Origin of the sequence: Mesorhizobium kowhaii (genome assembly GCF_003253745.1) — a bacterium.
Taxonomy (GTDB): domain Bacteria; phylum Pseudomonadota; class Alphaproteobacteria; order Rhizobiales; family Rhizobiaceae; genus Mesorhizobium; species Mesorhizobium kowhaii.
Map to the genome: position 1 here is coordinate 1 of NZ_MZXV01000007.1, position 19,020 is coordinate 19,020.

General features: G+C 60.5%; 14 protein-coding genes. 4 read left to right on the plus strand and 10 right to left on the minus strand.

Going from position 1 to position 19,020, the window contains the following annotated elements:
• Window positions 1-1,152 (plus strand): calcium-binding protein (locus tag B5V02_RS00775; protein ID WP_146605992.1); only part of this gene is annotated, 1,152 nt, incomplete at its 5' end.
• A 123-nt stretch (window positions 1,153-1,275) separates the two neighbouring features.
• Here B5V02_RS00775 and B5V02_RS00780 read toward each other — a convergent pair.
• From B5V02_RS00780 to B5V02_RS00795, 4 genes are all read right to left on the minus strand, one after another.
• Complete coding sequence (locus tag B5V02_RS00780; RefSeq protein WP_111542374.1) at window positions 1,276-2,571, minus strand: nucleotide sugar dehydrogenase; 1,296 nt, start codon at window positions 2,569-2,571, stop codon at window positions 1,276-1,278.
• A 76-nt stretch (window positions 2,572-2,647) separates the two neighbouring features.
• Complete coding sequence (asnB, locus tag B5V02_RS00785; protein WP_111542375.1) at window positions 2,648-4,534, minus strand: asparagine synthase (glutamine-hydrolyzing); 1,887 nt, start codon at window positions 4,532-4,534, stop codon at window positions 2,648-2,650.
• A 15-nt stretch (window positions 4,535-4,549) separates the two neighbouring features.
• The gene (locus B5V02_RS00790) at window positions 4,550-5,722 is read right to left on the minus strand and encodes a glycosyltransferase (RefSeq protein ID WP_146605993.1); all 1,173 of its coding nucleotides are present in this window, start codon (window positions 5,720-5,722) and stop codon (window positions 4,550-4,552) included.
• Window positions 5,719-6,843 (minus strand): glycosyltransferase, encoded by a 1,125-nt coding sequence (locus B5V02_RS00795; RefSeq protein ID WP_167458313.1) that lies wholly within the window; start codon window positions 6,841-6,843, stop codon window positions 5,719-5,721. Before B5V02_RS00795 ends, B5V02_RS00790 begins: the two co-directional genes overlap by 4 nt.
• A 243-nt stretch (window positions 6,844-7,086) precedes the next feature.
• Between B5V02_RS00795 and B5V02_RS00800 the strand changes: the two genes are divergently transcribed.
• A complete protein-coding gene (locus B5V02_RS00800) occupies window positions 7,087-8,058 on the plus strand; it encodes a glycosyltransferase family 2 protein (protein ID WP_167458314.1) in 972 nt (323 codons plus the stop codon).
• On the opposite strand, the gene B5V02_RS00805 is transcribed toward B5V02_RS00800, so the two are convergent.
• Window positions 8,055-9,272 carry a GumC domain-containing protein gene (locus tag B5V02_RS00805; protein WP_167458315.1) on the minus strand — a complete coding sequence of 406 codons (1,218 nt, stop codon included), beginning with the start codon at window positions 9,270-9,272 and terminating at the stop codon, window positions 8,055-8,057. The two genes, B5V02_RS00800 and B5V02_RS00805, sit on opposite strands and share 4 nt — an antisense overlap.
• A 100-nt stretch (window positions 9,273-9,372) precedes the next feature.
• Window positions 9,373-11,373, minus strand: a complete 2,001-nt coding sequence (locus B5V02_RS00810; protein WP_167458316.1) for a DUF4091 domain-containing protein — start codon at window positions 11,371-11,373, stop codon at window positions 9,373-9,375.
• A 188-nt stretch (window positions 11,374-11,561) separates the two neighbouring features.
• Here B5V02_RS00810 and B5V02_RS00815 point away from each other — a divergent pair, with 188 nt between their 5' ends.
• Window positions 11,562-13,040, plus strand: coding sequence for a lipopolysaccharide biosynthesis protein (locus tag B5V02_RS00815; RefSeq protein WP_245445567.1), 1,479 nt, complete (start codon window positions 11,562-11,564; stop codon window positions 13,038-13,040).
• On the opposite strand, the gene B5V02_RS00820 is transcribed toward B5V02_RS00815, so the two are convergent.
• From B5V02_RS00820 to B5V02_RS00830, 3 genes are all read right to left on the minus strand, one after another.
• Window positions 12,951-14,474, minus strand: a complete 1,524-nt coding sequence (locus B5V02_RS00820; protein WP_111542382.1) for an O-antigen ligase family protein — start codon at window positions 14,472-14,474, stop codon at window positions 12,951-12,953. The genes B5V02_RS00815 and B5V02_RS00820 overlap by 90 nt on opposite strands.
• 155 nt (window positions 14,475-14,629) lie before the next feature.
• A complete protein-coding gene (locus B5V02_RS00825) occupies window positions 14,630-15,304 on the minus strand; it encodes a P-loop NTPase family protein (RefSeq protein WP_111542383.1) in 675 nt (224 codons plus the stop codon).
• Window positions 15,301-16,617, minus strand: coding sequence for a polysaccharide biosynthesis/export family protein (locus tag B5V02_RS00830; RefSeq protein ID WP_111542384.1), 1,317 nt, complete (start codon window positions 16,615-16,617; stop codon window positions 15,301-15,303). Before B5V02_RS00830 ends, B5V02_RS00825 begins: the two co-directional genes overlap by 4 nt.
• Window positions 16,618-16,787: 170 nt before the next feature.
• Between B5V02_RS00830 and B5V02_RS00835 the strand changes: the two genes are divergently transcribed.
• A complete protein-coding gene (locus B5V02_RS00835; RefSeq protein WP_111542385.1) occupies window positions 16,788-18,002 on the plus strand; it encodes a glycosyltransferase family 2 protein in 1,215 nt (404 codons plus the stop codon).
• Window positions 18,003-18,061: 59 nt separating this feature from the next.
• Here the strand turns inward: B5V02_RS00835 and B5V02_RS00840 are convergent.
• A partial coding sequence (locus B5V02_RS00840; protein ID WP_146605994.1) for a calcium-binding protein occupies window positions 18,062-19,020 on the minus strand: 959 nt, incomplete at its 5' end.

A 19,020-nucleotide genomic window follows, 5' to 3' on the forward strand; every position in this document is an offset into this window, starting at 1 on the left:
GGCGCCGCGGGCAACGATGTGCTTGACGGGGGCGCGGGAGCTGATCGGCTTGTCGGCGGCGCCGGGCTTGATTGCGCGAGCTATGCCAGCGCGGCCAAATCCGTAGTTGCCGACCTGGCCAACGCCGGCGCCAACGGCGGCGATGCATTCGGCGACATCTTTTCTGGTATCGAAAACATTAGTGGCAGCAATTTCGCCGACACGCTCCGCGGCGACACGCACAACAACGTGCTCTCAGGCCGCGCCGGCAATGACAGTCTGGATGGCGCCGCGGGCAACGATGTGCTTGACGGGGGCGCGGGAGCTGATCGGCTTGTCGGCGGCGCCGGGCTTGATTGCGCGAGCTATGCCAGCGCGGCCAAATCCGTAGTTGCCGACCTGGCCAACGCCGAGGCCAACGGCGGCGATGCATTCGGCGACATCTTTTCTGGTATCGAAAACATTAGTGGCAGCAATTTCGCCGACACGCTCCGCGGCGACACGCACAACAACGTGCTCTCAGGCCGCGCCGGCAATGACAGTCTGGATGGCGCCGCGGGCAACGATGTGCTTGACGGGGGCGCGGGAGCTGATCGGCTTGTCGGCGGCGCCGGGCTTGATTGCGCGAGCTATGCCAGCGCGGCCAAATCCGTAGTTGCCGACCTGGCCAACGCCGGCGCCAACGGCGGCGATGCATTCGGCGACATCTTTTCTGGTATCGAAAACATTAGTGGCAGCAATTTCGCCGACACGCTCCGCGGCGACACGCACAACAACGTGCTCTCGGGCGGCGCCGGCAATGACAGTCTGGATGGCGCCGCGGGCAACGATGTGCTTGACGGGGGCGCGGGAGCGGACATCCTTATGGGCGGGTATGGCGCCGATAGGTTTCAGTTCCAATCAACGGGCGATACGATCCCTGGATCGCGTGACACCATCAGCGACTTCGTGCACGGGCTGGACCGCATAGATCTGCGCCTGATTGATGCGAACACAAATGTCTCTGGAGATCAGGAGTTTTCCTTCATCGGAGACCACGGTTTCAGTGGCAAGGCCGGTGAAATGCACTTCGTGGACCACGTGCTTTCGGGCGACGTCAACGGCGACAGCATCGCCGACTTCTCTATTTACATCCGAGGAACTGGTCCCTCCTACCCGGATTTTTTCTTGTAGATCGGATTGGGTTAACCTGCCTTGATGGCCCGCTCCTCTATCAGCGCCGGTAAAGGCCGACCATGTGTCAACAGGTGGCTGCGCACCGGGGGGCAGCATTGCCAGCACGAATGGCCCATCCAGTCACATCCGCCAATGATGGACTGGGGCCTCGCCTTGCTGGCGGGGCAGCGCGCTTTTCACGTCCATCACAATCCCTCGGCCTCCGCGCAGGATGCCCGTGAGCAGGGGCCAGCCCGCATCAACATACGGCCGGTGCGGGACGGCAAGTATGACCAGATCGGCGGACGAAAGCGCCTCGATCGGTTTTAAGTTCAAGCCATATTCGTGAAGGACATCTTGCGGTCGGGCGATCGGATCGGAGATCTCGACACTCACACCAAAGCTCTCAAGCCCGCGGACGATGTCGATAACACGCGAATTGCGGATGTCGGCCACGTCCTCCTTGAAAGTAACGCCCAGTATTGCCACACGGCGCGGACCTACCACTTGTGACAGCAGTCGCATGGCTTCTTGAGCGATTCGCTCCCCGACCTTATCGTTTACTCGGCGACCAGCAAGGATAACCTGCGGGTGATACCCTTTGCGCTCGGCGCTATGGGTCAGATAATAGGGGTCCACTCCGATGCAGTGGCCGCCGACGAGACCCGGAGAGAACGGGAGGAAGTTCCATTTGGTAGCGGCGGCGGCGAGCACGTCAGCGGTGTCGATGCCCAGCAGCGCAAAAATCTCTGACAGCTCATTCATGAAGGCGATGTTGAGATCTCGCTGTGAGTTCTCGATTACCTTGGCCGCCTCTGCGACCTTGATCGAGGGCGCGATATGGATGCCGGCTGTGACCACGGTAGCATAGACTGCGGCGATGATATTGGCGTCATCCCGGGTCTGGGCGGAAACAACCTTGCGAATGGTCTCGAGGCGATGTTCCTTGTCGCCCGGATTAATCCGCTCGGGCGAGTAGCCGAGATGGAAATCCACACCCGCCTTCAGCATCGAGGCGCGTTCGAGAACGTGCGCGCAATCCTCCTCTGTGGCGCCGGGATACACAGTAGACTCATACACCACAAAGTCGCCCTTCTTGAGGGCGCCGCCGACGGTTTCGGAGGCCTTGAGCAGTGCCGACAGATCCGGCCGTCGCGCGGCGTCGATCGGCGTCGGTACCGTGATGATGAAGAAATCGGCCTCGGCTAGCTCGGCGGGATTGTCGGTGAAGCGCAGCGAGGCGGAAAGAACATCCGCAAGCTCCAGTTCGTTGTTGTGATCGATGCCGCCGCGAAGCTCAGCAATGCGGAGGGGATCGATATCGAAACCCAGGACCTTGAAGCCGTTGCGCGCGAAAGCGGTCGCCACCGGGAGCCCGACATAGCCGAGCCCCACCACGGCGATCCGGCGCCTGAGAACGTCAATCACGCTGTTCATGAAGTTCTCCCCATGCCTGCGAACAGGCGTTGGATCCAATAATTTCTCACAGTCGAACGGGGCTGCCCAACGCAGATCAACGGGAACATAGCCAATCCTCCAGTTGCACGAGGGAGAACAGACGCTGGCTGTGGTCGCGCGCGCCCGTTGCGTGTTCAGCTACCAGGCGCCGTATCCCCGCGGGCTTGAGTAGGCCGAGCCCTTCGAGGGCCTCGCTCCGCGTCAGCGCTTCAAGCCTCGGACGCAGTTGCCCGGAGAACCAGACCTGCAACGGTACAGAGAAGCCTTGCTTGCGGCGTTCAAACATTGCGCGCGGCACGTGGCGCGCAAGCAGATCGCGCAGAATGCGCTTTCCGCCGCGCTCGTCCATCAGGAAGTGGTCGGGAAGCGACAGGCCGAATGCAAGGACTTCATGGTCAAGCAGAGGCGCGCGGGCCTCCAGGCTGTGAGCCATGGTGGCGATGTCGAGCTTCGGCATAAGGTCGTCGGCGAGATAGGTCCGGATGTCAGTGTAGCGCATCTTGCGCAGGGCAGTGCCGCTTGCCCGCGTATACGCGTCGATTAAGATCGTGCTCGCGGGGTCTAGGCCCGCACGTCGCCGTTCGAGCAGCTCGCCATCGTACAAAAACTCCGCTTCCGTCGCGTTGACGAAGGAGCGGAGAGCGGCAAAGCGCTCCGCCCGCGAAAGCTCGAGTACCGTCAAGCCGCGCTCGATCCGGCCCATTTTGACGCTGCCTTGACAATGGCGGGCCGCGAGACGAGCCCCCCAGGCCCCGATGCGGGCGACGCTGGCCGGGATTAAGTTCGCCAGGCTGTCGAGGCGTCGCGCGTTGCCGTACCAGCCATAGCCGGCGAAACCTTCGTCGCCTCCATCACCTCCCAGAGCAACGGTGATCGATGGCCTCGCATGCTGGGCCATCGCCCAGAGCGCGAGGGCGGAAGAATCTGCGTAGGGTTCGCCGAAATGTAGAGTCATCCGGGGCAGGATATCGAGAAGATCTGTCCGCCCACGCAGGGTGTGATGCCGGGTGCCAAGATGGTTGGCAATGGCGGACGAGAACTTGCTCTCGTCGAAGCGGCTGTCTTCGAAGCCCACGCAAAATGTCTCGATCTGCTCGACCGACTGACGCACGGTCGTGGCGGTGACGAGACTGGAATCGATACCACCGCTCAGAAACACCCCCACCGGGACGTCGCTGCGCAGCCGGAGGGCAACGGCCTTATCAAGCTTTTCCTGAAGTTCATCCAAGGCATTCTGATAAGAGCCCGAATAGGGCTCGCCGTAATCCGCGGGATCCCAAAATCCGCGCAGGCATAGCCCCCGATGGCCAAGCGTCGCGAGGCTGGCGGCCGGCATCTTAAAGGTATTGCGATAGATTGTGTACGGCGCGGGGATGTAACCCAGAGCGAGATAGATATCGAGCGCCTGTGGGTCGATGCTGTTTACCGCCGCCCCGGCGCGAAGCGCAGCCAGGGAAGAGGCGAAGTACAGGCATTTTCCTTCGACCGTATAGAACAACGGTTTTTTGCCGAGACGATCGCGCGCGAGAAGCAGGGACCCACACCGGTCGTCCCATGCAGCGAACGCAAACATGCCTCGTAACACTTTCACGCTTTCTTCGCCCCGGCGCATGATGAGGCGCAGGAGGATTTCCGTGTCTGATCTGGTGCGGAATCTCTCCCCCTCGCCGGCCAGTTCCTCCCGCAATTCGAGGTAGTTGTAGATCTCTCCGTTGAAGGTGATCCCGATGCTCCCGGACTCGTCCAGCATCGGCTGGCTTCCTGTCGCCAGGTCAATAACCGCCAACCTGCGATGCGCGAGAACCGCACGCCCAGATGGCGCAATCCAAAGCCCGGCTCCATCCGGCCCGCGATGCGTCATTCCGGCCGACATTGCCTCGACTCGTCGAGGATCGGGACGGGTCCCGGGGGCGAGGCTTATGCCGCCCGCAATGCCGCACATGTCGAGACCCCGTCGTCAGCGAGCCGAAGAGCGCTCATGCTTCTTCCTCAAAATGGAATGGTATAGCTCCTCATATCCGATCACCATTGCAAGCTGTGAAAAGTTTAACGTAACCTGCTCGCGGCCTTTCGCCGCCAACTGCGAGCGAAGCTCGCTGTCCAGTAAAAGGTGCATGACAGCGCTGGCCATCGCGGCGGCATCGCCCGAAGGCACAAGCATGCCGCATGCGCCGCCCGCAAGGAGATCGGGCGTGCCGCCAACGGCGGTCGCCACTACCGGCACGCCGCTCGCCATCGCCTCCATCACGCTGATCGAAGTGCCTTCCGAAAGTGACGGCAGGACGAAGATGTCGAGGTCGCGATACAATGGTGCTGTATCGGCAATCGCTCCAGCGAAAATGACAGACTGGGAGAGCCCCATTTCCGCGACGAGCGCTTCGAGTTCTTGGCGCAAGGGCCCCTCACCCGCAAGCACCAGGCGCGTCTGCGGGAGGGATAGAAGCACTAGCTTCAATGAGGCAAGCAGCAGCGCGTGATTCTTGATCGGATCGAGCCGGGCAACGCAACCGACAAGGGGAGAACCTGGAGCGATGCCGAACCGAGCGTGAATTGTACCGCTTCGATGGCCCGGCGCGAAGCGCGCCGTGTCGATTCCGTTTGCGAGGACGGTGACCTTCGACGCCGGTATCCGGGTTCGTTGGACGAGATGGCTACGCAACGGCGCCGAGACCGCTACGACGACGTCCGAATGGAGCGCTCCCCACCAGCGTAACAGTTCGCTCTGCCACCCCTCGCCATATGCGAAACCGTGCAAGGTGCTAACCTTCGCGGGCACACGGACAGAACAGGACGCCAAAGCAGCTTTGGCCCAAACTGCATTATGCGCGTGGACGACGTGGCAGCCGCGTGCCGCGACATGGGCCCTCAGCTTGGCGTCGGGAAAGAAATTGGGGCGAATGCCGGGACAGCCCACCAGGCTTACCGACACGTCGCTAGCACGAAGAGCCACGGCGAGTTCGCCCTCCTCCTCCAGGCAGGTAATTCCAACCCGATGTCTGCGGGCAGCAAGCCCCAAGGCGAGATCCCGCGCCATCATTTCCATCCCCCCCATTGCCAGGGACGGGAGGACCATCTCGATCCTCAGGCTGGCCGGAGGCGCACCATTCGTTTCATGGCGAATGGCGTTCAAGGGATAGTTCCCGCTGCGACCCGGTCGGGACGCAGCTCGCGGTAAAGGCCCAGATGTCGGCAAACCCGCTTCTCCAGCGAGAACCGTGCGGCCACCGCGGCTCGCGCCGTCTTCGCGGAAGGGCTTCTTCCGTGTTCCAGGGATTGTCTGATCGCCTCGGCCAGCGAGCAGGGGTCGCCTGGGGCGACGATCCGGCCTGCTGCCTCGTCGGCTAGGACCTCCGGCACGGCTCCAACGGCGGTTGCAACAACGGGTACATCAGCGCTGAGGGCTTCGAGAAGGACGTTGGGAAGTCCCTCGCTGCGTGAAGGCAGCACTACCAGATCGAGTTGCCGGTACAGGGATCCGACATCCTCGACCGTTCCCAGAAAGTGTATATCCGATTGGACGCCAAGCGCGACTGCCTGCTGCTCCAGCGCCGCGCGCGCGGGGCCGTTGCCGGCAAGGACGACGGAAACCGAGCGGGCCGGCAAGAAAGACACCGCCTCGATCAGCACATCTACGCCCTTTTCCGGACTCAGCCGACCTATTACGCCGATGAGCGGCACCCCGGGGCGACGAATGGCCCCAAGCTCCACCGGCGAGCTTTCGGACGGGATGGCCAGGATCGCGTTGTGGATCACGCGGACCCTTTCGCCGGCAGCGGAGAAATCGCGCTTGTGACGCTCGGACATTACGACAAGCCGATCAGCTCGAGGAAGCAGCATCCCGTCGATACGGTTATACAGCCTGACCTTCCAGCCCTCGTTCGTCGAACCGTGAAAGAACGCGATCCAAGGCCAAGGAGGGTTCGTCTGCTTCAGCAGATAGGCCATGACGGTCGTGCGATAGTTGTGTGTCTGCACGATATCGGCCTTCCATTCACGCAAGCTCCGACCGAGGCGTACGAGAGGGGAGATGTCGAGAGGCCCATTGTCAGGAAGTACAACGTGCTCGACCCCGGCACGTTCCAGATAGGCGATGAACGGTGACGCCGAACACCCGGCCCGCTGGAACATGTAGACCCGTAGCTTGACCCCCCGCTCGCCCAACTGGTTCGCCAGAGCCGTCAACTGCCGACCAGGCCCAGATACGATGGCCGTGTCGATCAGCGAAGCCACGCGCAGGCCGGCGAAATGCAAAGGTACTCCGCTTCCAGCCGGCGCGGGCCAGTCCATATTTGTACCTGTATTGCGCCCCTTCAACACCTGCTTAGCTTCCGATCGCAGCAGAACTGAAAAAATTTCGGCTTACCGATCAAGAGAGGATCATGGCAGATTTAGGTACCACGCTATGCAGATATCAATATCATATACAAGCGGATGAGAGGCGCCACCTCGGTTCACCCGGAATTGGTATGGAAAGACTTCGTAGGGCGTAGGGATATGACAGTTTCAGTGATCATTCCGCTGTTCAACAAGGCGCCTTACTTGGCGCGGGCTCTCAACTCGATTTGGGCTCAGGATTTCGATGACTTCGAAGTTATCGTCGTCGATGACGGATCCAGCGATGGCGGCCTCTCGGTCGCGCGGAGTCATAAGGACAAGCGCCTGCGCGTGATATCGCAGGCGAACGCCGGGCCAGGCGCGGCCCGCAACCGCGGGCTTGCGAAGGCAAGAGCTCCCTTCGTGGCATTCCTGGACGCGGACGACGAGTGGAAGCCGAATTTTCTATCTGCTGGCATGAGACACTTCGCAAAAGCGGGATCCGAGATTGCCAGTGTGACCGCCGGCTATCTTGAGATGCCGGCCGGCGCCTCGTCCGAAGTTCTGTGGCGGTCGCGCGGCCTGTCCTTTGGCCCCGTTCGGTTGAACCCGAATACAGATCCGTCCTTTGCGATTTCGATCGTGGCTTTCATGACGCCCTGCACGACGATCGCTCGCACTGATGTGATCCGCGCTTTCGGGGGGTTCTACGACCGGAACGGTTGCCGGTACGGGGAGGATGCCCATCTGTGGTTCAAATTGGCCCTCAACGAACAAGTCATGGTCGACCTTGAGCCTCGTGTATGCATACACCGTGAAGCATCCAGCCTAAGCAGCAATCTGCCCGCTGTGAGGCCGGTCGAGCCTTTTCTTGAGGACCCCTCCGAGATCGAAGACAGCTGCCCGACAAGTCTTCGACCGCTTCTGGAGCAGATGCTGGCAATCCGCGCCTTCAAGACCGCATGCGTGGTCGGCTATTGGGGGGATTGGCGCAAGGCAGCCGCTCTCAGGCGTCGCTTCGCGAGACATTCTTGGAGACCAATGCTGCCCTACCAATTCGCGTCGATGGTTTGCTCCACCCCGATAGGTCCCGCGTTGGGCGCCGCCTGGCGGCTCCTGCAAGACGGGCGGCAGCCGAGGGCACCAGCTTAGGCGCTTTCCGGGCGATCCAAGAGGAAAAGCTCGTGCTTCTTGGCGCCAATTCGCGTGATGACGGGTGCTCCCGCCGCCTCGCTAAACTCGTCGGGATCACGGAGGGTCGTATCGAGGAATTCCGTGATGGCCGCTAGGCCGAGGCCGAGCAGTATACCAGCTGCCAAGGCGGCGAAGAGATAGACGATCGGGGACCTCGTCGGAAATTCGGGATCGCGCGGAGGATCAACGATGCGGATGAGTTCCGGTGCCCGCAAAATACCCACCGCATCCCCTAGCCGAACCGACTCGAGACGTTTCTGTGTTGCTTCGAGCTTATCCTGGGCTGCCGCGATGTCGCGCTCCCTGTCGGCGATCTGCGCCTTCAAGCCTTCATATTCGGAAATTTTGCGCTGCTCAGCTTCCATCTCGGCAGCTATCCTTTCATGCTCGGACAGGGCGGCCGTCCGTCTGGCAAGTGCGTCTCGCAGTGGGACGACCTCTTCCGCCCGCAGCGATTGCTCCTGCTGTTCGCCCTCACTCCCCTGCGTGCTGGCCAGTCGGTCGATTTCCTGTTCGAGTTGTTCGACGGTTGCGTCAGCAAGCGCCGCAGGCCTGGCAAGCTCGACAGCCTTGTCGGCTTGGCGCAACTCCTCAGCCTTTGCCTGACGCAAATGGTCGAGTTCTGCCAGCCTCGCCTGAGCCGCAGAAGGGCTGCCGATGGATAACTCCGCCTGCCGCCTTTCCAGGTCGACCTTCAACGCACGCGCCGCCGCCAAGTCGCGCATACGCTTTTCAAGCAGGATTTGAATGGCGTCGGGTTCATTCTGCTCAGGAACCAGAGCCTCCAGAAACCTTGTGATGACGGTTTCGAGCTGTTTGCCCAAACCGGTCGGGTTCGAGCCGGAGTGGTAGATCTCGATGAAATTGGTCCCCGCCCCTTCGAGCCACGTGGTTTCCCTGAGATCGCGAATGCCGACCGCGCGAGATGCCGGATCGGTCATGCTGAGGTCATCCAGCACTCCGCCCAGCACGCGATCGCTAAGCAAAAGGGCCCGCAATGCGGCGAGCCGCTCCTCTTTCGTGACGAACTGGACGTTGGTCTCTCGCGTGAGTGGGCCTGTTTCCCCGGACTCTTGGAGAAGCAACAAAGAGCGGGTGACGTATTTGAATGGCATCAGTTGGCTGGCGGCGAAGCCGGCTGGAAGCATAATCAGGATCGGTATGATCAGCAACCAGCGGCGCCTCCATACTGCCTGGACGAGAAAGCGCGTGACTTGCGTGGGCGACCTGTTCATGTCCGGACCGGAGAGTTGAAGCGGGTGGTTAAATCCCTCATCGGATAGATCCTTTTTCTATGATAGAAGCCAATTCCCGGCGCGCGGATTCCCAGTCATCGGGATTTGTGCTCCAACTGATAGGCGCAAGGACCCAGGTCGGATCGGAGGAATCGCCGACCCCGGTCTCCCACAAAACCTTCGGGACCATTCGCTCGATCACGGCCCAGGTCGCCTGGCGGTCGATCGCTTCGGCAAGGGCGAGATATTCAACATCCTGGATCCCGCGGCGCCAGTGTTTCAGACGCAAGCTGGCAATCGGACCCTCGAGCTCGTAGGAATGCTCCGGAAAGATTGCGTCCGTGCCCGGATAGAACAGAACCCCGTCGCCGTTCGACGTGTTTGAGCCAGTCAGTCCGGTGATTTCGTCAAATTCCGGCGCTCCGCCGAATGTCTGCGCCTCCACGAAGACGTCCGTGTCGCTGCGCCCTCCCTGGTAATTTTTGTAATATGTGGCTTCCCAGAAGAACCACCGGTCGACGCGCATTTTGTACTGACCCCAAGGGAGCTCACGCAACGCAACGCCTTCGTCCTCGATGGCGAAGGAGCCGGAGGCGGGGCGCAGACCGTTGTAAAGAAACAACCGTCTGCCGGTTTGCCGCAGCGCTTTTACCGCCTGCTCCCAGACCGGTGTGTCGCCTACGCCGATCCAGCTTGCGAAAATGGACAGCGAGGACAACGCATCCAGGCTCTTGACGAGATTGGCTGTCGCAAAAGTGGCAAGAGCTGGTTCTTCCTTCGTTCCTGTCCTTATCCATCTCGCCCATTTTTCCGTCTGATCGTAGTCCTCAGATTCGTCGGACAAATAGATAAAGCGCTCCACATGAGGAAAATTCCTTCTAAACCATCGTTCCCATGCCGTTGCGTGGGACCGCATCGCCTCTCTTTCGGCACCGCCCCACCACGTTTCCCACGCACCATACAACCCGACCACGAACAGCTCGCTTCCGACGCCCTCGCATGGGCCGGCATAGCCGTTCTCACGCGAAAACAATTGGCCTGTCAGGCGTGGTATCCACTCGGGCCGCGGTCGATCTTGTCGCCACGGCTCCGCGCCAGAGTTGTCGTCCACGAGCGAGATGCGGTGGCGCCTGGCCAGCAGGAACTGCCGGTCGGCCACTCGACGAACCAGACGGTCCTGACTGGAATTGGGAGCGGGATAAGATTCACCCGTGTAGCGGCGGGCGATCTCCTCATAGCTCGTCGCTACCATGGTTCGCGAGGTCGTGGCATCGGGAAGGACAAAGTTCAGAACTTCCAACCGGACTGGAATGCGCGCTCGCACGCGGCCTTGTTCCGTGATCGTGATCGCCCCGGCATAGTCGCCAGCCGGGGCCGTTCGGGGCACATAGATATCAGCCCAGATACTTTGGTTGGAGCGTGCGGGGATGTCGAAGGCGTCGACGAGTTCCAGTGGGACGGCGATATCGGGGAAAAACTTGTCCGCGCCGGGCCGATCCTTCCACCCCCCATAAGGCGTGCCGGAGATGGACTGGCGTCGCAACCGCTCTGGTATTTGCCGTTCGTCATATGTGCCGTATGAAAGCTGGCTTAATCCCCTGACCTGCAGGTACTGGATGTAGAAGAGCTCGATCTCTGTGGAAGTCCAATCGAACAGTTTCTGCCTCGTCCGAGTCGGATCGGAGCGGAGCCGGCGACCCGAGCTGTTCGTCAAGTCGCTGAATGCGACCTGGACCCCCTCAGCAGCGTGATCCGCTGCTTCGATCACCAGGTTAACCGACACGATCTCGTTTGCTGCAGCGAAGAGGCGGACCTGCCGTCCGTCCCAGATTGAATTGTAGATCGAGGTCTCCCCTGAATGAGCGCGCAATTCGTTGCGCGTGACCTTGTCGCCTCCGTCATTGGCCCAAATGGCGGTGATAGCGCCCGTGTCGACAAGAGTCGCCCCTGCTGCCGAAACACAACACCATGCCAGCAGCAGCGTTGCAAAGACGCAACAAAACCCTCGTGGGCCGGGGGGCATGATTTTCCGGCGCATCAAGGTCCTCCCACGCCAAAGGTAGAAGCAGCCTCTCCGATCGGCCCCGCCGCGTTGCATCAGCATTTCCCGCCTTGGAACGTCTTCGGGTTCTGATAGCTTAACGTGTCGCATCATAGCGGAAGTAGTGAACCAGTACCAACCCTCGGTTTTGTCGGGAGCATATCCCCTTGGCGCGATCCTTGAGCGTGAGTGTGGTGGCAAGCTGCATTGGTGCCGTCCTCAATGCGCTGTGTGGTCTTGTGGCTGCGGCATTCCTTCTGAGACAGCTTGGGCTGGAGACGTTCGGCCTGTGGGCGCTCGTCGTCTCGACGACATCGCTGCTTTGGTTGCTGGACTTCGGCACGACAGTTGCTGTGGGACGCCTCATCGCCGCTGGCCGGGCCGAAAGCAGCATCGACGGCATCAACCGGATCTTCTCGACAGCTATCGCAATGCTCGGCGTCTGCGCAATCGGCGTGGCGCTCGTCGCTTGGTTCATTCCGCTCGTTTTCCTAGCGGTGTTCACAGTGCCTCCGCAAGACGCGGCGAGTGTCGGTTTGGCGCTGCGCCTGATGGCTCTTGCAAGCGCCGTTCACTTCATTGCGGCGCCGTTTACCTGCCTCCTGTGGGGCTACGAGCGGATGGACCTCATCAATATTATAGAGGTGCCGCTTGTCCTGCTGCGGCTCGCGCTGCTCATGATGTTCGTGGGAATAGGTTCGCCACTGTGGATCATTGCAGCATGCACGCTTTTTACCGGCTGCCTGAGCGCGGTGACCATGGCTTACGCCAGCTTTCAGGTGGAGCCTTGGCTTGCCCCTCGGCCGCATATGGCCACAAGGAGAACCGCAGCGACGATTCTCCGACTGGGTATCGACTTTGCGGCGCTGAATGCCGCGAGGTCGATCGCGCTTCAACTGAGTCCAATTCTCGTAGGCTACACACTCAGCAATGCGGCCGTGGGGATTTTCGCCATCGCGCGCCAGCTCTCGGTCAATTGCAACATCCTTTTGTCGGCAACGACCGAAGCCATCGCGGCGCGATCGGTCCGGCTTTTCCATGAGCAAGCTCACATGGCTCAGCAGACCTTGTTCGTGGAGGGCGGCCGCTACACTACCGCCTTGAGCTGTCTTCTCACAATCGGGCTGCTCGTCCTGGGGGACAGCTTTATTCACCTTTGGCAGGGCGGACGCGCCGACGAAGCCTATCAGCAACTCCAGATCCTCATGCTCGGTGAGCTGATCGCCTTGTCGCAATGGGTCACTTACTGGGTCATCGCTGGTGTGAAGAAACACCGGCTACTTGCCGTCTTTGCCGTCTGCGAGAGCGTCACCATCGCAGGCCTGAGCCTTCTGCTGGTACAGTCTTTCGGCCTCTCCGGCCTCAGCTTCGCCGCAGCCGCGGCTGCAGTCCTGTTTAGAGGCCTAGGACCGCTAATCTATGGCTGCCGGCTTTTAGCCGTGGAGCCGCGGCGATATATGGTGCGGGTAATATTGCCAAATGCGGTTGGCGGGCTGATTGGCGCACTGGCGGCTTATTGGCTTGACGCCTGGCTCGATCCTCGCGATTGGAGCACCTTTTTCCTGGCGGGATGCTTATGTGCCCTGGTGTCCGTCGCGAGCCAAATCGCATTCCTGTTTCCCCAAGTGCTCTTGTGGAAACTGTGGCCGCTGATCCGAGGCTGAGGTAGTTCGATCGTGCTTGGATCCCGATGTTGGCGCTGCGTCAAATCCCGCAGCCACTTGCGGCGAGCCAGATTGCCGCGCGAAGATGTCGCTCCAGTCCGAACCGTCAGCCGAGCTTGACGCCCACCTTGCTATGGCGGACGAGAATGCAAGGAGAGCATAAAGGGCCCAATTGTAAGCCTCGCTGAGAAATGACCCGGCGACACAGAAACCTGCCAGGCCGGCGGTAATCGCGTAGGCGAAACCCTGCATATCCGACGCCGCTGAGTTGCGCTCCAGCAATCGCTGGGCGCGAACCGCGGATTTGAAGGTCATGGCGACCATGATCACGAACGCCCCCAGCCCCAGGAACCCCGTTTCGCCGAGAACCTGAAACCAGGCGCTGTGGGCGGTCAAGGCACGATCGAACCACACGTCCGTATAGGTGTAGAACTCGTCAACGAAGTTGTTTATGCCGACTCCTGTGAAAGGTCGATCGAGCGCCATGTTGATGGCGGCAGACCACGCATAGAGTCGGCCACTCGCCGATTCCCCACTCATATCCTGTGCGCCGCCGGACACGCGGTCGGAAAGGTTCATCGCCATGTACAGCCCTGCCGCGACGACGGGTATGACAAACAGAAGGATTGTGCGCAACTTCATCACTCGAGTTGCGCTCACAGCTAGGACAGCCACCACGCCGAGCAAGCCACCGCGACTTTGCGTACAAACCACTCCTGCGGTAACGACCCCGGTTCCGACCAAGCCGAGGAAGACATCAATGGCTCTGGTTCGTGACAACAGCAGGGAAAGGCAAAAACTCAGGGAAAATGTGAGGGTTAGGGCGAGAATGTTGGGGTCGCCCAAAGGCGATCCGAGTTCCTGGGCAACGGTTGCACGGCTCATTTCCACGAGCCCGATACCATTGAGCCGGTTGGAGAGGGTTACGGCGCCGACGAGGAGACCCGACAGGACGATCAAGTAGGTGGCAACCCTGAACCCCCCCGGTTCGCGCAATGTCCAGCCGAGTGCGAAGGTGATAAGAACCACCTTGATGAAATTCTCGGACCAGTATGAATACGCCAGCGCGTGCGATTTCGCCGTCAAGACTCCAAGCGAGACGAGAAGTCCAAAAACGAGGAGCGCATTCATTTCCGCTGACAAATAGGCCTTGATGCGGCGGGAGAGAACCAAGTGCCATGCCACGGAGGCGATACCGAGCACACTTAAGGCAAGCGGTATTTGCAGCGGTCGCAGTACGGGGAAAACTTCATGCAAGCGGAACATTGAGAAGATCACGAACAGCAGCAGGGTCAAGGACGGGAACCACAAGGCGGCCGCCACGCTGAGCAGCGCCACTGCAGCCAAAAGAGGCACGAACGGGTTCGGCGACACGGCCCAAAGCAGCAAGGTGGCCAGGGTCATTGCTGCAGCGAGTAGGACTTCTTCGCGCATGCCGCCGATGCCCTAGATTCGCGGCATTGGAGCAACTGCTGGATGGCAGGCATAAAGACGACGTGGGCGGCCTAGGCTGGCGCCAACGCGCGGCGTCTGCTCACCATCCTGCGGGGCCGATCCCGCACCGTAACGGATCGCGGAGCGGACAAACATCAGTTGAGTAGATCGCTGTTTACGGCCCAATTCTGGACGCGCCTCCGCAGTTGGGGCATGGGCGAGAGAAGCCAGGAGGCGATCGACGCGACCTCAACTCCCATGCTCGAATAATGGTCTTCGTTCAGGATAACGCCTCCAATGGTGCAACGTGCCGCCCTCAATTTGTCGACGACGCTTCGCAGTTGCGACCGTTTGGTGGAGCCGCGAGGGCAGATCAGCAGAAGATAGTCGCATGCACCCCCCAGAGGCAGTGGATTCAGTTTAGCCGGCGAAACGGCAAGGACTGGTCCCAGTTCGAGAAGAATGAATTGGTAGACCTCGAGGAAACCGTCCAGGATCGTCCTGAGCTGAGCGGTGTCGGCAAACGCGTAACGGCTCTCCGGGTCGGGTGTTAACGTGATGACATCCAGGCCCTGCTGCTTGTGGGTTATGTTTCTGTCTCCAAGCATGTCGGAGAGGGGGCAGGCAGAGCCTTGATCCTCACGGATAACCTGTTGAAGGTCGATTAGCAGCACCGATCTGCCTGACCGCGCCAGAAATTCCGCGGCGCCCCAGGCAACCGAATCAACGAGCCTATCGCTTTCGGCAGATGTAAGGCCGACGATGCGTTTTTCGGCACTCGAAATTGCGATAACGACATCCTCTATTTGCCGCAGGTCGACATTCGTCATTTTGCGTTGCCTGTGCCGCCGGCCTGGTCGCCGCCAGGCGTTTCGGGTGTCTGGCTGGTCTCTTGCTCAAATTCTTGCGAAACCAGAAGTACGTCTCCTGGCAACAGGTAGGATGATGTTTCCGCCGGCGCCCGATGCTCTCCAGTCTCGCTACGGCGGACGATGGTGTATTTGATCACCATACGCCGCAGCGGCGTCGCCGCAGCCCGTGCGGTCTCAGTAGCAAGCCTGTCGTATCTGTTCGTGGCTGCTTCGACATCGATGCCCGCCTTTGCCAGTTCGCCTTCGAGCCTCGCGATCTCGGCGTCTATTCCCGCTGCTCGATCTTCCTCAAGCGCCACTGCTTCCTGCTTGAGCATGGCGGCCGTACTTTGCACGCGCGCCCGCGCGACCGCTACATTCGTAGCCTTTTCCTCCAATTCGGCGATCTTGATCTCGCTCTCAAGCTCTCGCTCGCGAGGAACGAGGCCTTTCTGCAGAAGCCCCGCCAACTTTTCTTGCATGTCGCGGCGCATTCGGAGTTGTTCGTTGACCCGAGCGGCGTGTTCTTGGAGCGCATCGAGTTCATCGCCGGCGAGGTCGGCGCTTCGTTCAAGCGCCGCCTTTTTCTTCTCCAGCCCGGTTCGGCGACTGTTCAAGTAGGACTGCTGTCCTTCAATCAAGGATCTGGCCTCTTCCTCGCCCGCCAAGCCCGCAAGGACCGGCGGTACTTCGACTTGTGCGCTGCCTGCTTTCTCGGCTTTCAGCCCCGCAAGGGAGGCCAGGAGCAGTTTCTGCTCCTCACGCCCGGTCCGCAATAAGCGCAAGGCCTCCACGTCGCCGATATTCTCGTTGCTGATGGCCCCCTCGGGTGCCCGGTAGAGACCGCCAACCAAAGCCTCGGCCTGCAACACTGTGATCGCTGGATGCCATTCGACGGCTCCTGGTTTGCTTACGAAACCCGTCACGAAAAGCGGGCGATAGCTGATTATCTCTGCTGTCACGTAAGTCCCGTGGCTCGTAAATTCTGTCACGCGCCGCGTCAGCTCCTGTTCCAACTGCGCCAAGGACATGTCCGCGACGTTTATTCGTCCGATCACAGGAACCGACAAGGTTCCGTCCGGGCTGATACGGTATTCCCCGGTCAGGTCCGCTTGCCCATGGAACCTCAGCGATAGTCGATCGGCGGTGGTGACCTGGACGGACGGTGGCTCCTCCAGAGACTGGCTCACCGTCGAAATCGGGATGTCATCCGCTGCGGCTAACGGCATAAACACGCCCATGGCCAGAACGGAAACGACGGTGAACAAAATCTCGACTGATGAAACCTTCATCACTGAATTCGCTTCGTCACCGCATGCGCCGTAGCGGGCCGTATGCCATCAGCCTCACGCTCGCTGCAACCCAACAAGACGTGAACCTAGTCCTGGCTTGCGTCCACCGCAAGGCTGACCCAATATTATCGATGGAAGCCTTTTCGCCTCCGGAGGACGGGAGTCTCTGAATGGAAATGGCGATACTTGCCTGCTGCGCGGCTCTGCTGCTTTATCACCACGTCGGCTACCCCGTTCTTCTGCGCCTGCTTGCAAGCGGAATCGAGCGCCGCCGAGGACTGTCTTCTGAACCCGGCGCGCGCTCCTTTCGCCCCCGAGTTCCTATTCCGTCCCTGGCACTGCTCATTCCTGCATACAACGAAGAGCGGGTCATACGGCGTAAAATAATCAATGGTGCGCAGCTCGATTACCCGCCGGATAAGCTCACGATGGTTATTGCACTCGACGGGTGCAAGGACGACACGGAAACTGTTCTGAGGAATACATTGGCGGAATACCCTTCTTGCAACGCCAGAGTGGTCGTAATCGAACTCAATATCGGAAAGATCGGAGTCCTAAACCAGCTTATGCCTGAAATCCAAACGGATCTGGTCGCGCTGAGCGATGCGTCGGCTCTGTTAAACAGTGACGCGGTCGGGCGAGCAGTGGCCCATTTCGATGATCCGCATGTCGGCGTGGTCTGTGGGACATATTCCTTGCCCGAGGACGCCTCGCCAGGCGAGCGCGCCTACTGGGAGTACCAAATTCGGATCAAGTCCGACGAGGCGCTGGTAGCGGCGCCGATGGGCGCTCATGGAGCCTTTTATGTGTTTCGCCGGGCTCTTTGGACGCCGTTAGAGCCGGATACGATCAATGACGACTTCATGCTACCTATGCGTATCATTTCCCAAGGTTGGAAAGGAATCTACGACCGCCAGATCGTCGCCACGGAGTTGGAGGCCACGAATTCACGACAGGATTTCCGCCGACGTATCCGGATCGGTGCGGGAAACCTGCAGCAGGCATTGCGTCTCTGGAGGCTGGCCAATCCCATGAACTACAGGCTTGCATTCGTCTTTGTTTCTGGAAAGGGGCTCCGCTCCTTCCTGCCCTTCATACTTGTGGTAAGTTTCGCAGCATCCGTTTCGCTGGCCTTATCCGGCGGCATAGTCTGGCAGTTGTTGCTGGCCGCCGAATTGACGGCCGGCGCGCTCGTTTTCGCTGGAGCGGTGATGCCAGGACGGCTACCCAGAACATTGAATTCCTTCAGCTATCTCGTGCAGGGATATGTCGCGTCGGGGTGCGGTGCGCTTCTCCTGTTGAGCGGACATGCCAAGGATGTCTGGCAGGTTTCGAAGGCGAAGAGGATCTCGCTTCATCCTCCGTCGGAAAAAATCCCGCGATAGCAAGTGCGCGCATGTTGCGATGGATGCCTGCAAGGGGTTCTGGGGAAGCGGTCTTCCATTCAAACGAAGAAGTCGGCGGGAGAAAGGGTGCCGTTCATTTGTAGAGCGAAGTCGGCGATGCTGTCGCCGTTGACGTCGCCCGAAAGCACGTGGTCCACGAAGTGCATTTCACCGGCATTGCCGCTGAAACCGTGGTCTCCGATGAAGGAAAACTCCTGATCTCCAGAGATATTGGTGTTCGCATCAATCAGGCGCAGATCTATGCGGTCGAGCCCGTGCACGAAGTCGTTGATGGTGTCGGGCGATTCAGGAGCCGTATCGCCGGTTGACTGGAACTGAAACTTATCCGCGCCATATCCGCCCATAAGGACGTCAGCTCCCGCGCCCCCTTCCAGCACATCGTTGCCCGCGCCGCCGTCGAGCCTGTCATGGCCGTCGCCGCCGACAAGCCGGTCAGCTCCCGCGCCCCCTTTCAGCACATCGTTGCCCGCGCCGCCGTCGAGCCTGTCATGGCCGTCGCCGCCGACAAGCCGGTCAGCTCCCGCGCCCCCTTTCAGCACATCGTTGCCCGCGCCGCCGTCGAGCCTGTCATGGCCGTCGCCGCCGACAAGCCGGTCAGCTCCCGCGCCCCCTTTCAGCACATCGTTGCCCGCGCCGCCGTCCAGCCTGTCATTGCCGCGGCCGCCGACAAGCCGGTCAGCTCCGGCTCCGCCCAGGAGCTGGTCCTTGCTGGCTCCCCCGTGGAGCTCCACAGCTTCGGGCGTACCGCTGTTCGTGTCGTCGACGGCGCCAGCGTCGGTCGCAGATTCGTCGGTTCGCGCGAGGTCTAACTGGTCAAACGCGCTGCCGGTTCGGTCACTTCCACTGGCCAAGGGAATGTCGTGGTCGTCGTGGGTATAGGCGATGTAATTGTAGGAGCTTGCATATTGCTGGTTGAACTGCTTCGAGCCTTCGAGCCAGGTGCCCTCCACCCCGCCCTCGAAGACGATATTGCCGCGCTCCAGATATGTCGCGTCGC

Bases quoted from the DNA above. Each gene is read 5' to 3' on its own strand.
- B5V02_RS00825 (WP_111542383.1), bottom strand. From the start codon at position 15,304: ATGACGAATGTCGACCTGCGGCAAATAGAGGATGTCGTTATCGCAATT.
- asnB (WP_111542375.1), bottom strand. From the start codon at position 4,534: ATGTGCGGCATTGCGGGCGGCATAAGCCTCGCCCCCGGGACCCGTCCC.
- B5V02_RS00835 (WP_111542385.1), top strand. From the start codon at position 16,788: ATGGAAATGGCGATACTTGCCTGCTGCGCGGCTCTGCTGCTTTATCAC.
- B5V02_RS00800 (WP_167458314.1), top strand. From the start codon at position 7,087: ATGACAGTTTCAGTGATCATTCCGCTGTTCAACAAGGCGCCTTACTTG.
- B5V02_RS00830 (WP_111542384.1), bottom strand. From the start codon at position 16,617: ATGAAGGTTTCATCAGTCGAGATTTTGTTCACCGTCGTTTCCGTTCTG.
- B5V02_RS00810 (WP_167458316.1), bottom strand. From the start codon at position 11,373: ATGCGCCGGAAAATCATGCCCCCCGGCCCACGAGGGTTTTGTTGCGTC.
- B5V02_RS00780 (WP_111542374.1), bottom strand. From the start codon at position 2,571: ATGAACAGCGTGATTGACGTTCTCAGGCGCCGGATCGCCGTGGTGGGG.
- B5V02_RS00820 (WP_111542382.1), bottom strand. From the start codon at position 14,474: ATGCGCGAAGAAGTCCTACTCGCTGCAGCAATGACCCTGGCCACCTTG.